This is a genomic window from Streptomyces sp. NPDC001532 (assembly GCF_040298625.1).
Taxonomy (GTDB): Bacteria; Actinomycetota; Actinomycetes; order Streptomycetales; family Streptomycetaceae; genus Streptomyces.
This window is the reverse complement of the sequence record NZ_JBEPAL010000038.1, coordinates 19111-32816: the sequence shown is the minus strand read 5'-3', so window position 1 is coordinate 32816 and position 13706 is coordinate 19111. Positions and strand designations below refer to the sequence as shown.

Annotated in this window: 14 protein-coding genes; 3 read left to right on the top strand and 11 right to left on the bottom strand. The window is 74.7% G+C overall.

The genetic code is table 11. The features are described from left to right. Positions 1-43: 43 nt before the first annotated feature. The 5 genes from ABT232_RS28880 to ABT232_RS28860 all read right to left on the bottom strand — a co-directional run bounded on the left by ABT232_RS28880 (position 44) and on the right by ABT232_RS28860 (position 5469). The gene (locus ABT232_RS28880; protein WP_351845131.1) at positions 44-1627 is read right to left on the bottom strand and encodes an alpha/beta hydrolase; all 1584 of its coding nucleotides are present in this window, start codon (positions 1625-1627) and stop codon (positions 44-46) included. 217 nt (positions 1628-1844) lie between these two features. Continuing rightward, a complete protein-coding gene (locus ABT232_RS28875; protein WP_351845129.1) occupies positions 1845-2663 on the bottom strand; it encodes a TIGR04222 domain-containing membrane protein in 819 nt (272 codons plus the stop codon). 122 nt (positions 2664-2785) lie between these two features. Beyond that, positions 2786-4135, bottom strand: a complete 1350-nt coding sequence (locus ABT232_RS28870) for an MbnB/TglH/ChrH family RiPP precursor modification enzyme (protein WP_351845127.1) — start codon at positions 4133-4135, stop codon at positions 2786-2788. Positions 4136-4308: 173 nt separating this feature from the next. Then, complete coding sequence (locus ABT232_RS28865; protein WP_351845125.1) at positions 4309-5148, bottom strand: DUF1206 domain-containing protein; 840 nt, start codon at positions 5146-5148, stop codon at positions 4309-4311. Between the two features lie 177 nt (positions 5149-5325). Next, positions 5326-5469, bottom strand: a complete 144-nt coding sequence (locus tag ABT232_RS28860) for a hypothetical protein (protein ID WP_198948424.1) — start codon at positions 5467-5469, stop codon at positions 5326-5328. A 172-nt stretch (positions 5470-5641) separates the two neighbouring features. Between ABT232_RS28860 and ABT232_RS28855 the strand changes: the two genes are divergently transcribed. Next, on the top strand, positions 5642-6025 hold the full coding sequence (locus tag ABT232_RS28855; protein WP_351845123.1) for a hypothetical protein: 384 nt from the start codon (positions 5642-5644) through the stop codon (positions 6023-6025). Positions 6026-6430: 405 nt separating this feature from the next. On the opposite strand, the gene ABT232_RS28850 is transcribed toward ABT232_RS28855, so the two are convergent. Beyond that, entirely contained in the window at positions 6431-7192 is a 762-nt protein-coding gene (locus tag ABT232_RS28850) for a peptidyl-tRNA hydrolase (protein WP_450871761.1), read from the bottom strand. Between ABT232_RS28850 and ABT232_RS28845 the strand changes: the two genes are divergently transcribed. Both ABT232_RS28845 and ABT232_RS28840 read left to right on the top strand, forming a co-directional pair. After that, positions 7191-8054 carry an ABC transporter ATP-binding protein gene (locus ABT232_RS28845; protein ID WP_351845119.1) on the top strand — a complete coding sequence of 288 codons (864 nt, stop codon included), beginning with the start codon at positions 7191-7193 and terminating at the stop codon, positions 8052-8054. The genes ABT232_RS28850 and ABT232_RS28845 overlap by 2 nt on opposite strands. After that, on the top strand, positions 8051-8722 hold the full coding sequence (locus ABT232_RS28840; protein ID WP_351845117.1) for an ABC transporter: 672 nt from the start codon (positions 8051-8053) through the stop codon (positions 8720-8722). Before ABT232_RS28845 ends, ABT232_RS28840 begins: the two co-directional genes overlap by 4 nt. Here the strand turns inward: ABT232_RS28840 and ABT232_RS28835 are convergent. The 5 genes from ABT232_RS28835 to ABT232_RS28815 all read right to left on the bottom strand — a co-directional run bounded on the left by ABT232_RS28835 (position 8714) and on the right by ABT232_RS28815 (position 13703). Beyond that, entirely contained in the window at positions 8714-8902 is a 189-nt protein-coding gene (locus tag ABT232_RS28835; protein ID WP_351845115.1) for a hypothetical protein, read from the bottom strand. The two genes, ABT232_RS28840 and ABT232_RS28835, sit on opposite strands and share 9 nt — an antisense overlap. 19 nt (positions 8903-8921) lie before the next feature. Then, the gene (locus tag ABT232_RS28830) at positions 8922-9773 is read right to left on the bottom strand and encodes a polysaccharide deacetylase family protein (protein ID WP_351845113.1); all 852 of its coding nucleotides are present in this window, start codon (positions 9771-9773) and stop codon (positions 8922-8924) included. Between the two features lie 103 nt (positions 9774-9876). Next, entirely contained in the window at positions 9877-11244 is a 1368-nt protein-coding gene (locus ABT232_RS28825) for a PhoX family protein (RefSeq protein ID WP_351845111.1), read from the bottom strand. An 88-nt stretch (positions 11245-11332) separates the two neighbouring features. Then, positions 11333-12133: a slipin family protein gene (locus ABT232_RS28820; protein ID WP_351845109.1), complete on the bottom strand. Its 801-nt coding sequence runs from the start codon at positions 12131-12133 to the stop codon at positions 11333-11335. Positions 12134-12245: 112 nt separating this feature from the next. Next, the gene (locus ABT232_RS28815; protein ID WP_351845107.1) at positions 12246-13703 is read right to left on the bottom strand and encodes a SulP family inorganic anion transporter; all 1458 of its coding nucleotides are present in this window, start codon (positions 13701-13703) and stop codon (positions 12246-12248) included. Between the last annotated feature and the right edge of the window lie 3 nt (positions 13704-13706).

Here is a 13706-nt window from a genome sequence, read left to right as displayed (position 1 = left end):
CCGTCCCGCCCGCCCCGCCCGTCCCGGGCGCGGGGCCGTGCCGTCACCCGGCGGCCGAGGGCTTCGGTTCGGCGTGCCCCGCGCACGCCGCCCGCCGCCCCGGCAGCCGGCCCTCCAGCAGATACGCGTCGACATGCCCGTTGACGCAGGCGTTCGCCCCGCCGGCCATGCCGTGCGTCCCCGCGTCCCGCTCCGTCACCAGCACCGAGCCGGACAGCCGCCGCCGCAGTTCCAGCGCCCCCTCGTAGGGCGCCGCGGCGTCCCGCTCGGCGGCCAGGATCAGCGTCGGCGGCAGCTCACCGGGCCCGGTGCGGACGTCCACCGGCCGCTGCCGCGGCGCGGGCCAGTACGCGCAGGGCAGGTTCATCCACACGTTGTCCCAGGTCTCGAACGGCGCCACCCGTGCGAGCCGGGTGTTGTCCCGGTCCCACACCGCCCAGTCCGTCGGCCAGGGCGCGTCGTTGCACTCCACGGCCGTGTAGACCGCGCTCGCGTTCTCCGCCTCGGCCGCCGCCTCGGTGGGCGGCCTGGCCAGGTCGACCAGCGGCCGCGGCTCGCCCTTCAGGTACGCCGACAGCGCCCCCGCCCGCTGCGGCCAGTAGTCGTCGTAGTACCCGGCCTGGAGGAACAGGTTCTGCAACTGCCCCGGCCCCACCACGCCGCCCGCCGGCTCGGCGGCGAGCCGCGCCCGCGCCGTGTCGTAGCTGCGCTGCACCGCCTCGGGGCTGTCGCCCAGCCCGTACACCTCGTGGTGCTCGGCGATCCACTCCTTCAGATCCGCCCAGCGTCCCTCGAACGCGGCCGACTGGGCCAGGTTGTTGCGGTACCAGATCTGCGCAGGGTCCGGGTTCACCGCCGAGTCGAACACCATCCGCCGGACGTGCGAGGGGAACAGCGTGGCGTACAGCGCCCCGAAGTAGGTGCCGTACGACGACCCCATGAACGTCAGCCTGTCCTCGCCCAGCGCCGCGCGCAGCGCGTCCAGGTCCCGTGCGTTGTTGAGGGAGTGGTAGTGCCGGAGCGCGCTGCCGGAACGCCGGTCGCAGCCGAGCGCGTACGCCTTCGCCTGCGCGATGCGTTCCCGCTTGTAGGACTCGGAGGGGTGGGTGGGTGACTGGGTGGGCCCCTTGAAGAAGCGCTGGGGGTCCTGGCAGGACAGCGGGGCGGAGGGGCCGACGCCGCGCGGCGCGTAGCCGACGAGGTCGTAGGCGGCGGCGATCCGCTTCCACTCGGGGAGCCGGCCGGCCAGCGGGAAGTGGAAGCCGGAGGCGCCGGGGCCGCCCGGGTTGTAGACCAGCGCGCCCTGCCGGGGCACCTTGTGCTTGCTGTTGAGCGGGTCGCGCCGGGTGGCTCGCACGCGGCTGACGGCGAGTTCGATCCGCCGGCCGTCGGGCCGCGCGTAGTCGAGCGGGACGCGCAGGGTGCCGCACTCCATGGCGCCGGAGGGGTCCTGGTCGTCCGCGCACCGGCCGAAGTCGATGCCTTCGGCCGCGGCCCGCGCGACGGCAACGGCGGTGCCGCGCACCTCGGGGGCCACCGGGGCCGCCGGCGCGCCGCCGGCGGGGGCGGCGGCGAGGGTGGTCAGCAGCAGGGACCCGGCGGCCGTGTAGAGGGTGGCGGCTCTCATCGCGTACTCCCTTTCGGTGCGCGGCAGCGACAAAAGGGATGTTTCGTTCGGCTCTCGGTGAAGGCAAGCACCACCCGCCCGGTGTCGGCCCCCACGCTTCCGCGCGCCCCCCGAAAGGGCCCGCCGAAGGGTTTCCCACGGCTGGACGCCGCCGGACACGCCGGACATGCCGGTCACCGCCGGTCGGTCCGGCCGAGGTCGTCCCGGTCGGCCGTGGTCAGTCGCGCCAGGACGATCCCTGCCGGGCGAACGCCGCCCGCAGGTCCGGCTCGCCGACCGCGTGTATCCCGCGCACGGCGACCGAGATGAGGTAGGCCCGCTCGTCGTCGTCGTGGTCGTCGTCCTGGTCGCTGCCGCCGCCGCTGGCGCCGGCCGCGCCGGAGCGCCGCGTCAGCGTGCCCAGCAGCCGCTGCCCGGCCGGTGAGGCCCAACGGGAGTACGGGTGCGCCTCGATCCGGGCCAGCGCCAGGCAGCTCAGGCTCAGGGCGAGGGGCAGCGCGAACCAGAAGGCGATCAGGTGGCGTGGGAGACCCGGCTCGCCGGGCATCAGCAGCGCCGTGGCGCCCAGCACCGCCACGGCCAGCGCGGCGAGCCGCACCCGCTGGACCCCCGCCGCCACCGTCGTACGGGCTCCGGCCGGTACCGCCAGACCCGCGCGGACCAGCCGGTCGGCGAGGCCGAGCACCGCTTCGGCGTCGGCCGCGGCGGCCCGGACGGGCGCGATGGGGGACTGGCCCCGAGGTCCGATGGCCCCTATCACCGAGCGCTCCATCTCGTCGCGTCCGCGCGGGTCCACGACGGTGGCCCAGCCGGTGTGCGCGAGCAGCAGCCGGCGCTGACGGGCCATCGAGACCATGGTGAGATCGGCGACCCGGACGGGGCCGCCGGACAGGAACGCGGCTTCGTGGAGCGTCAGATCGCGCGTCCCGGCCGGGTTCCGGCCGGCGTCCGCCGTGCGTACGGCGGCCAGGCACAGCCGGGCGCAGGCCGTGCCGGCGACCGCCCAGGCCGGCAGCAGGAGGAGGACCCAGAACATGCGGTGTTTCTATGCCAACGCCCCGCTGAGCACCATGCCTTGTTCAGTATCCGGACGGAGCGTTGTGGGTATGTGACATTCCGCTTCTTGTCCCGCCCGGCGGCCGGCCGCCCCGTACGGCGTCAGCGGCGCAGCAGCACCCGGCGGGTGGCGCGGGCCAGCCGTACCGCCGGACGGCCCGCGCGCGGCGCCGGACCCGAACGATCCCGCCACCAGGCCCGCACCTCCCGCCGCACCCGGGCCTCCAGGCCGTCGGAACGCAGCAGGTGCTCGGCGAAGTCCAGGGCGTCGCGCCGGTAGCCACCGGCCATCGGACGCCCGTGCGCGTAGGCCTGGAACTCCCTGCGGTACGCGTCACCCAGCAGCTCCGGCAGCTCCGGCGCCACCTTCGCCACGATCCCCGCCCGCTTCCCGGCCAGCGCCCGCGCCTGCACCCCGAGCCGCACCCGGTCGAACCCCTCCGGCGCCGGTGTCCCCGCGACGAGCGCGGAGAGCAGGGCGGTCTGGGCGAGGGCGAGACGGGCGCGGACGGGCTCCGGGACGGCGGCCGCGGTCACCGTCTCCGGGGCGGCGACACCCACCGCCGGCGTCCCCTCCCGGCCGGTGGCGGCGTCGGTCCGGGGCGCCGCCGTGAGCCTGGCTTGCCCCCGGCCCTCCCGCAGCGCCTCCCGGATGGCCGCCAGCTCCCCTTCCAGCTCGGCCGGCTCGGGGAAGTTCTCGTCCCGCTCCAGCAGCACCCCGGGCGGTGCCACCCGCGCCGCGAGGTCGGTCAGGATGTCGAGGACCGGCCGCGGCACGGGGTGGGCGTGGCTGTCGTGCCAGACGCCGTCGCGCTCGAAGCCGCCCGCGACATGGACGTACGCCAGCGCCTCCACCGGGAGTTCGGCGAGCGCCTTCGCCGGGTCCTCGCCGCGGTTCACGTGGTTGGTGTGGAGGTTGGCCACGTCGATCAGCAGCCGGACACCCGTGCGGTCGGCCAGCTCGTACAGGAACTGCCCCTCCGTCAGCTCCTCGCCCGGCCAGGAGAACAGCGCGGCGATGTTCTCCACCGCGAGCGGCACCGGCAGCGCGTCCTGCGCGATCCGCACGTTCTCGCACAGCACGTCCAGCGCGTCCCGGGTGCGCGGCACGGGCAGCAGATGCCCCGCCTCCAGCCCCGGCGACGCGGTCAGCGCCCCGCCCGCCCGGACGAACGCGATGTGCTCGGTGACCAGCGGCGAACCCAGCGCCTCGGCCCGCTCGGCGAGCATCCGGAGCCGGTCCGGGTCCGGCCGGTCGGCGCCGCCGAGCCCGAGGGCGACACCGTGCGGCACCACGGTCACCCCGCGCTCGCGCAGCCGCAGCAGCGAGTCCGGCAGATGGCCGGGGCAGATGTTCTCGGCGACGACCTCGACCCAGTCGATGCCGGGCATCGCCTCCACGGCGTCCGCGATCTCCGGCCGCCACCCGATTCCCGTTCCCAGTCGCTGCATGGCCCCCACCTCCACGTCCTCCATACGGCGTGAGGGGGGTATGGCCCCGCTCCCGGAGCCCGAACCCTGCGGACGGCGCCTTCAGAGCAACATTTGAGGTTCCGCCCCCGCCCGGCGCGGAGGACGTGGCAGACAAAGGACGCGGAGGACCCGAGGTGCCCGGCGCCGTGCGCTCAGACCCTGCGGTAGCGGGCGAGCGCGACGGAGAACAGACCGAAGACCGCCAGACCGAGCGCCACCAGGGACAGCAGCCAGGGCCCGGCCGGGGCGTCGGCGAGAGCACGCAGCGTGCCGTCCAGCCCCTTGGCCCGTTCCGGGTCGTAGTCCACCGCGGCGATCACCACGAAGACACCCGCCGCCGAGTAGACCAGCCCGCGGGCCACACCACCCGTGATGCCGAGGACGTCCACCACACGCCGGACCCGGCGGGACATGTCCGCCTTCTTGAGGTGCTTGTGGAAGGTGCGCCGGGCCGCGCGCACCCCGATCCCCACGCCGACCCCCAGGACGACGAGACCCGCGATGCCCACCAGCCAGCGGCCCAGCGGGAGTTCGAGGGCACGGGCGGTGAGGTCCCGTGAGGTCGCGTCGCTTCCCTCGCTGTTCTTGGAGGAGGTCACGAACGACAGCACGGAGGACGCCACGAAGCCGTAGAAGACACAGCGCCCGGCGTTCAGGGCGCGCTTGGACGTCTTGCGGCCGTCCGGGCCCGCCGCTCCGAACACGGCTTCGGACAACCGCCACAGGGCCATCCCGATCAGGCCGATCCCGATCGCCCACACCAGCGCCTCACCGAACGGCTGCCGCGCCAGCTCCTGGACGGCTCCGCTGCTGTCCGCCTCCCGGGCGCCGCCGCCGAGGGCGATACGCAACGCCAGCAGCCCTATCAGCAGATAGATCGTGCCGCGGGCCACCAGGCCCCAGCGGGCCCCGGCGCCGACGACGGAACCGTTCGCCGCGCGGCGTGCCCTCGCGGCCCCCTTGCCTCGCGTCACGGATGTCCCGGTCGCCATGACCGCCGCCCTTCTGTCCCTCAGTCGTGTCTGTCCCTCAGCCGTGGACCCGCCCGGCGGTGTTCGGCGCCGGGGAAGGCCCGGATGCCCGGCGCCGGACGGGATATGCGTCCGCCGGACACCGGTCCGCCGCCCCGTGGAACCGGAGCGGCGGACACCTGCCGGCACGGGCGGCGGTCAGCGGCGGCGCAGCCGGCCGAGCAGGGTGCGGGCCTGCGCCCGGGTACGGGGGTCCGAGGCCGCCCGCCGCGCCGACGCGATGGCCCGCCGGCCCTGAGGGGTGCGGCTGTACTGCTTGATCCGGTTGATGATGCCGGGCATGACACCTCCATGGTCGCTGTGCGGTGAGAAGCGGTTTGCCTCCTCTTCGCTGCGTCTACCCGCGCGATGCCGTCGAACGCAGCGCGGAGGCTGCGCGCAACGCGGCGGCGGTGGCCCAAGGGCCCGTGGACGTATTGCGTTTGTCCGGAGCGGAATCGGTAACGCGCTCTCCATGGCGAACACACAAGAGCGAGAAGGCAAGACCGCGCAGGCCGCCCGTACGGCGAAGGCGGCCGCGTCCAAGACCGGTGACAAGGCCACGTCGACGGGCACCACCGCCGCACGGGCCGCCCGTTCGGCGTCCGCCGGCGGCACGCGGGCGATGGCGGCCGCGGGCACCGCGCTCGCGAGCACCAAGGACACCGTGGTGTCGACCGCGGGTCAGGTGGCCACCGTCGCCACCACGGCGTGGACGGTCATCAAGGCCCGCAAGCTGATAGCGGCCGGTGCCGCGACGGGCGTGACGGCCCTCGCCACCCTGTCCTTCGCGGCGGGCCGGGTCTCCGAGCGCCGCGGGCACGGGCCGATCACGCGGCTGACCGGCGGACGCTTCTGACCGCACGGAATCCGCGGCCCCCAGGGGCCCTGACAGGCTGTCGGCAGGCGCGCCGGCCACGTCCCCACCGGACGACGGCGCGCCCGCGGCCGTCCTCGGAGACCCCGCCGAGCCCGCGGACACCCGCCGACTGAGAGAGGCCGCCTGGCGATTCGCGCCTGTCCCGCGACGCCTGCCACGCGCGTCCGCCGCGTGGCCGACCGCCCACGTGGTTGCGCCCGGAGGGGCGCTCCGGCGCCTTGTGATCGCACGCACCAGGCACCGCCGCGCCAGGCACCCACGCACCAGGCACCCACCAGGCACCCACGCACCAGGCACCGCGGCCCCTAGGCGACTCCGCCCAGCCCAGTGGACCCGTCGGCCGGCAGGCGCCGCCCGTCGCCTTCCGCCTGCCCCGCGACAGGGCTAGCGCAGCGCCGGATGCTCCGCGACCACCGTGCAGGAGCCCGGCGCGATCTCCGTGAAGCCGGCGTCCCGCACCACCGGCAGACCGCTCACCGTCAGCTCGCGCCAGCGGGCCGGGTCCGCGGTGCGCACGGCGAGCGGGAAACCGGCGTCACGCCATGCCGCGCGCTCCTCGTCCGGCAGCGCCCACCAGGCCAGTTGGGCGCCGTGGCCGGCCTGGGCCATGGCCTTGCCGGCCGACATCTCCACCTCCGGACTCATCCACAGCACCGGCGTGCCCCGGTCGGCCGCGGCCGGCCGCTCCGGATCGTCGAGGTCGGTGCCGGACACCTGGAGCTTGGCCAGTTCCTTCGGCCAGCCGTCCAACGGCACCGGCGGGAACACCCGCACCTCCGCAGACTTCCCGGTGACCGTGATCCCGGGCAGGGTCTCCGCCCGCCGCCATTCCGCGCCGCGGGCCCGCCGCACGACCTTGCGGATCCGGGCGTCCTGCCAGTCCCGTACGGCCTGCGCCCACTCGCCGTCCCCCAGCGACCGCTCGTCGCACAGCATCACGAGCACGGCCTTGGCCGCCGTCTCCAGCGCGTCGGTGCGCGCCGGTGGCTCGGCCCGCTCGATGCGCACGACCAGCGGGAGCACGAACTGCGGCGCCTCGTCACGGGCCGAGCGGACGGGACGGAAGGGACTGTCGCCGGGAACGGAGGAAGGATGCGTCACGTCCTTCAGTCTGCCAGGCGGAAGATCCGGGGAGAGGGGCCGCATGCGGCGTGCACTACGGCTGGAGGGCGTCGGCCGCCGCTACGGGCTGCGCGGACCCTGGGTGCTGCGCGGCGTCGACCTGACCGTCCCGCCCGCGGCCCTCGTCCGCGTCCAGGGCGCCAACGGCAGCGGGAAGTCCACCCTCCTGCGTCTCCTCGCGGGCCTGGACACGCCCTCCGAGGGCCGCGTCACCGGCCGCCCCCGAACGGCCTACGTTCCCGAACGCTTCCCGGCGGCCCTGCCGTTCACCTCCGCCGGGTACCTGCGGCACCTCGGCGCGGTGCACGGCCTCGGCCGCGGCGCCGCCGCCCGCGCCGCCGACGCCTGGCTGGAACGCTTCGGCGCCACCGATCACGCCGATACGCCGATGCGGCGGCTCTCCAAGGGCGGCAGCCAGAAGGTGGCCGTCGCCCAGGCCCTGCTCGCCGAGCCGGAGCTGCTGGTGCTCGACGAGGCGTGGACCGGACTGGACACGGCCGCCCGCGCGGAACTGGACCGGGCCGTCGCCGAGCGCACCGCCGCCGGGGGCGCCGTCGTCTTCGTCGACCACGACCCGCGCCGCCTGGCCGGGGCACCCGACGCCGTGTACACGGTCCGCGAGGGCACGCTGCGCCGCCGTACCGAGGAGGAGGACGGGCCGGCCGGCCCCCGGGCGGTCGTCGAGGTGCAGGGGCCGCCGGGCGGGCCGCTGCCCGCCGAAGTGCTGCGGATCGCCGTCTCGGCCGCGCGGACCGCCCCCGGCCGGCACCGGCTCATCGTCGCCGACAGCCACTCGGACGCCGTGCTCCGCGACCTGCTGACCGCGACCCCGCCCTGGCACGTCGTCGCCGTCCGCACCTCCGTCGACCCCGAGGGCCCCCGATGACCGCGCTGCTCCGCTACCAGGCCGCCCTGCTCGTGCGCGCACAGCGCTGGCTGCCGCCGTTCATCCTCTACGCCGCCTTCCTGGCCGTCGGGGTGCGCAGCGGGCAGCCGGTGCTGGACTCGCTCGGCTACGCGGCCGCCGCCCTGCTGCCCGTCGCCGCCTGGCTGACCCGGATCTGCGCCGAGGGCGAACCGCCCGCCGCCCGCGCCTGTGCGGCCGCCGCGGCCGGGCCCGCGCGGGCGCACCTCGCCTGCCTGCTGGTGGGAGGCGGCGCCGCGGCGGGGCTCGGCGCCGTCACGACGCTGGTCGTCACGCTGATCAGCGAACCGGTGAGCACGGACGGGCGGACCGGGGTGCCGCGGCCTGCGGCGGGCGCGGCGGGTCTGGCCGCCGCGCTGGCCTGCGCCCTGATCGGCACCGCCGTCGGCGCGCTCACCAGCCGCCCGGTGCTCCGCTCGCCCGGCCGGGCCGTGCCGGCCCTGCTGCTGGCCGCGCTGCTCGCCGTGGTGGTGACGGGCTCCCCGGCGCAGGCGGCCGTGCACGGCCTGGTCACCGGCTCGCGCTCGGGCACCGTCCCGCTGCCGCTGGCGTCCCTGGGCGCGGCGGCGCTGCTCGCGGCGGTGGCGTGCGCGGGGGCCTGCGCGCTCGCGTCCCGCAGATCATCCTGAGCACGCGGTGCGCTGGGCCTCCTGCCATTCGCAGACCGGGCAGAGCGTGATCCCCTTGTACGACTCGGGGTACTCCGTCGGTTCCCGGCACAGCACGCATTCCGCGTACGGCGGCCCGTCCGCCTTGGGGGGCCTGGTCGTGTCGATCAGGCAGTAGTCGTTGACCTCGGCCTCGCTCATACCCTCCAGGGTAGGCCGGTCAGTGCGGTGTGGCCCCGATCAGTTCGGACACCTGCACGAAGCGGAAGCCCTGGCGGCGCAGTTCCGGCACGATGGCGCGGATCGCCCGCTCGGTCGCCGGGGCGGCGCTGCGGGTGCAGTGCAGCACGACCACCGAGCCGGGCCGCACCCCGTCCAGCACCTGCCGGGCCACCGCGTCGGCGTCCGTCGCGAAGGCGTCCCCGCCGACCACGTCCCACTGCACCGCGGTGACCCCGGTGCCGCTGAGCGCCCGCAGGGCCCGCCGGTCGTAACAGCCGCCGGGGAAGCGGAAGTAGGGCTTGGCGTCCGGCACGCCCGCCGCGCGGAAGGCGGTGTAGGCGCGCCGTACGTCCGCCCGCATCCGCTCCTCGTCGACGGTCGGCAGGCCGTAGCAGTCCTCGGTGAACGCGTAGTGGCTGTAGGAGTGGTTGGCGATCTCGAACAGCGGGTCGCGGCCGAGGGAGCGGGCCTGGTCGGGGTACTCCTCGGCCCACCGGCCGGTCATGAACACGGTGGCCGGCACCTTCAGCGCGCGCAGCGTGGCGATCAGCGCCGGGTTGTCGAACCGTTCGCCCGCGGCGGCCCTCGGCCCCTGGTCGGCGGTCATGTCGGCGTCGAAGGTGAGCGCGACGGTCTTGTCGCCGCCGGTGCGCGGGCCGTGGTGGAACACCGGTGTCAGTCCGCCGGGGCCCGGCGCGAGGGTGGGCGGCCGGGAGGCGGTGGGGGAGGCCGGGGCGGAGCTGGGGGAGACGGTCCGGGAGGCGGTGCGGCCGGCCTCCGACGCGCCGCACGCGGCCAGCGCGGCGCCGAGCGCACAGACGGCGGCGATACGTCGTACAGGAAGGATCATCGTACGAACGTAAGTGGGCGAAGGGGGTGAATCGGGCCCGCGTCGCCGTCGGTGCGCTCAGCGCCCGGCGGAAGTCACCCGGCCGGACGGCCGGGTCCGGCCGCTACCGGCGCCAGGGGCCCGTCACCGCGAACGTCGTCCCCGGCGTGTAGCAGTTGACGTACATCGTCCGGCCGTCCGGGGAGAAGGCGACGCCCGCGAACTCGCCCCACTCCGGCTCCTCCTCCGTGCCGATGTTCTGCCGGCCGCGGGCCATCGCGTACACCTCGCCCTTGCGGGTGACGCCGAAGACGTGCTGCGCGCCGTTGCCGTCCTCGCAGACCATCAGACCGCCGCTGGGCGCGAGGCAGATGTTGTCCGGGGACTCGCCGGGCAGCCGCACATCGGTGTCCGGGCCGAAGACGATCACCAGGGTGAGCCGGCGTCGGTCCGGGTCGTAGCGCCAGATCTGGCCGAAGTGGTCCGCGGCCGAGCCCTCCCGGCTGCGGGCGTACGACGACACGAAGTAGACGCTGCGCCCGCCCCAGTAGCAGCCCTCCAGCTTCTGCGCGCGGGTGATGCCCTTCGGGCCGTAGTCCTGGAGCCGGACCGAGGTCTCGACGGCCAGTGGGTCCGGTACGTCCACCCACTCGACGCCGTCGAAGGAGGCGCCCGGCTCCCGCACCGCCGACAGGTCCGGCAGGCCCGGCACCCGCATCGCCTGGAGGCGTCCGCCCGCGCGCAGGGCGCTGGTGCCGCCGAGCGGCTTGCGCGGAAGGAAGCGGTAGAAGAGGCCGAAGGGCTGGACGAACGCGTCCTCGGTCTCGTACACGATGCCGCTCTTCGGGTCGACGGCGATCGCCTCGTGCTGGAAGCGGCCCATCGCGGTCAGCGGCACCGCCCCGGTGCGGCGCGGGTCGGCCGGATCGACCTCGAAGATGAACCCGTGGTCCTTGGCGTAGCCGTTGGTGCCCGCCCTGTCCTCGGTTTCCTCGCAGGTCAGCCAGGTGCCCCAGGGCGTGGGGCCGCCGGAGCAGTTGACGGCCGTACCGGCGATCGCGACCCGCTCCGACAGGACGTCGTTGCGGGCGTCCAGGGTGAGGGCCGTACAGCCGCCCTTGCCGGCCGGGTCGTAGGTGAGGCCGTCGACCGTGGGGACGCCGAGCCTGGCGGTGACGCGGTTCTCGTGGTTGCGGACCAGATGGACCCGGCCGCCGCGGCCGGGCAGGGCGGTCATGCCGTCGTGGTTGGAGGGCACCGGGCCCTCGCCGGAGCGCAGCGGGTCACCCTCGCGGGACAGCACCTTGTAGCGGAAGCCCTCCGGCAGGTCGAGCAGGCCGTCGGGGTCGGGGACGAGCGGACCGTAGCCGGTGTGGCCCAGATCCTGGGCGGCGGCCGTACCCGCGAACAGTTCGGAGACCGAACCGGCGAAGGCGATGCCCACTCCCAGGGCACCGGTGCGGGCGAGGGCCTGACGGCGGGTCACAGACATGGATGAACCTTCCTGCTGGCGGACAGGACAGTCGATCCGCTGTGTCTACCACCCGTCACGCGTCACGGGAACAACGCGCGTAGCACCGTCAGGTGTCGATCGCGGGCGGCGGACCCTGCTCGGGCTCCGCCTCGCGGCCGCGCTCCAGGAAGCGCAGCAGCTCCACCGGGATCGGCAGCACCAGGGTGGAGTTCTTCTCCGCCGAGACCGCCATCACCGTCTGGAGCAGCCGAAGTTGCAGCGCCGAGGGCGTGTCGGACATCTGGCGGGCGGCCTCCGCCAGCTTCTTGGAGGCCTGCAGCTCGGCGTCGGCGTTGATGATCCGGGCCCGGCGCTCACGGTCCGCCTCCGCCTGCCGGGCCATGGAGCGCTTCATGGTCTCGGGCAGCGACACGTCCTTGATCTCGACCCGGTCGACCTGGACGCCCCAGCCGACGGCCGGGCTGTCGATCATCAGCTCCAGGCCCTGGTTGAGCTTCTCCCGGTTGGACAGCAGATCGTCGAGGTCGCTCTTGCCGATGATGGAGCGCAGCGAGGTCTGGGCCATCTGCGAGACCGCGAACTTGTAGTCCTCGACCTTGATCAGCGCGCTCTGCGCGTCGACGACCTTGAAGTAGACCACCGCGTCGACCCGCACCGTCACGTTGTCCCGGGTGATGCCTTCCTGGGCCGGCACCGGCATCGTCACGATCTGCAGATTGACCTTGTGCAGCCGGTCCACGAACGGGACGACCAGGGTGAACCCGGGTTGCCGTACGTTGCCCAGCAGCCGGCCCAGCCGGAAGACCACCCCGCGTTCGTACTGCTTCACCACCCGGGCGGCAGCGGCCACGTAGACCACGCCCACCACGCCGACCGCCGCGGCCGCCGACAGCAGCTCCTCCATCATGACGACCCCCTCAGAGGTCTGGAATGTCCGCTGCTGTAAAGATATGCCCGGTGTCCGGTCCGGGGCCATGGCGGGCCCCCGGACGGACACCAGGCGTGATCGGGCCGCCGGATCAGGCGGCGGTGGTGAGCTTCACCGGTTCGATACCGGTCTCGCTGTGCCGTTCGGCCCAGCTGCCCAGTGCCGTACGACAGGCGTGGTCGAGGTGGTGCACACCCGACAGGTCCAGCTCCACCGGCCGGTCCTGCGGCAGCGCCTCCAGGCTGTCGAGGATCTTCGGCAGCCGCAGGAAGGTCGCGTTGCCCGACAGATACGCCTGGACCGGCCCGGCGCCCTTGTCGACGACCTCCAGCTTCACGTGCGAGGCCTCCCAGGCGGTCTTGCAGACCGACAGGGCCAGACCGATCAGGACGCCCTCGAACATGTTCACCGCGACGATGGACACCGCGGTGGCGACGAGGATCAGCGCCTCACCCCGGTGGCCCCGCCACAACCCGGCGAGCTGGCGGAACGGGATCAGCTTCCAGCCCGCGTGCACCAGGATGCCGGCCAGCGCCGGCAGGGGTATCAAGGCCAGCGCGGACGGCAGCAGCGCCGCGAACAGCAGCAGCCACACGCCGTGCAGCACCCGGGACGCCTTGGTGCGGGCGCCCGCCGCCACATTGGCGGAGCTGCGCACGATCACCGCGGTCATGGGCAGCGCGCCCAGCGCGCCGCAGACCGCGTTGCCCGCGCCCTGCGCCATCAGCTCCTTGTCGTACTCGGTGCGCGGACCGTCGTGCAGCCGGTCCACCGCCGCCGCGCTGAACAGCGACTCGGCCGAGGCGATCAGGGTGAAGGCGAGGATCGTGCCGAGGAGCGCCGGGCTCGCCAGCTCGGCGAAGGCGTCGGCGCCGGGCGGCTGGACGGAGCCCAGCAGGCCGTTCACGTCGACGGTCGCCACCGGCAGGCTGAAGGCCAGGGCGGCCAGCGTCGCCAGGACCACCGCGGCGAGCGCGCCCGGCACGGTCTGCGCCTTGCCCGGCAGCTTCTTCCAGCCGACCAGCACCGCGACCGTGCCCGCGCCGACCGCCAGCGAGGCCAGGGCCTCGGTGCTGCCGAGCGCGTCCACGGCGGCGCCGGGCAGCCCGAGGATCTTGTCGAGGCCGGAGGCGGGCGCCGTGAGCCCCGCCGCCGCGTACAGCTGTCCGGCGATGATGACCAGGCCGATACCGGCCAGCATGCCCTCGACGACCGAGACCGAGATGGCCCGGAACCAGCGCCCCAGCCGCAGGGCGCCCATGGCGAGCTGGAGCAGCCCGGTGGCGAGCACGATCACACCGAGCACGGGCAGCCCGAACTCCTGGACCGCCTCGAAGACGAGCACGGTGAGGCCGGCCGCGGGGCCGGACACCTGGAGACTGCTGCCGCGCATCATCCCGGTGACGATGCCGCCCACGATGCCGGTGACCAGGCCCAGCTCGGCCGGGACCCCGGAGGCGACGGCCACGCCGACGCAGAGCGGCAGCGCGACCAGGAAGACGACGAGGGAGGCGGCGAAGTCCTGCCTGAGGTGGGGGAATTTGCTCATGGC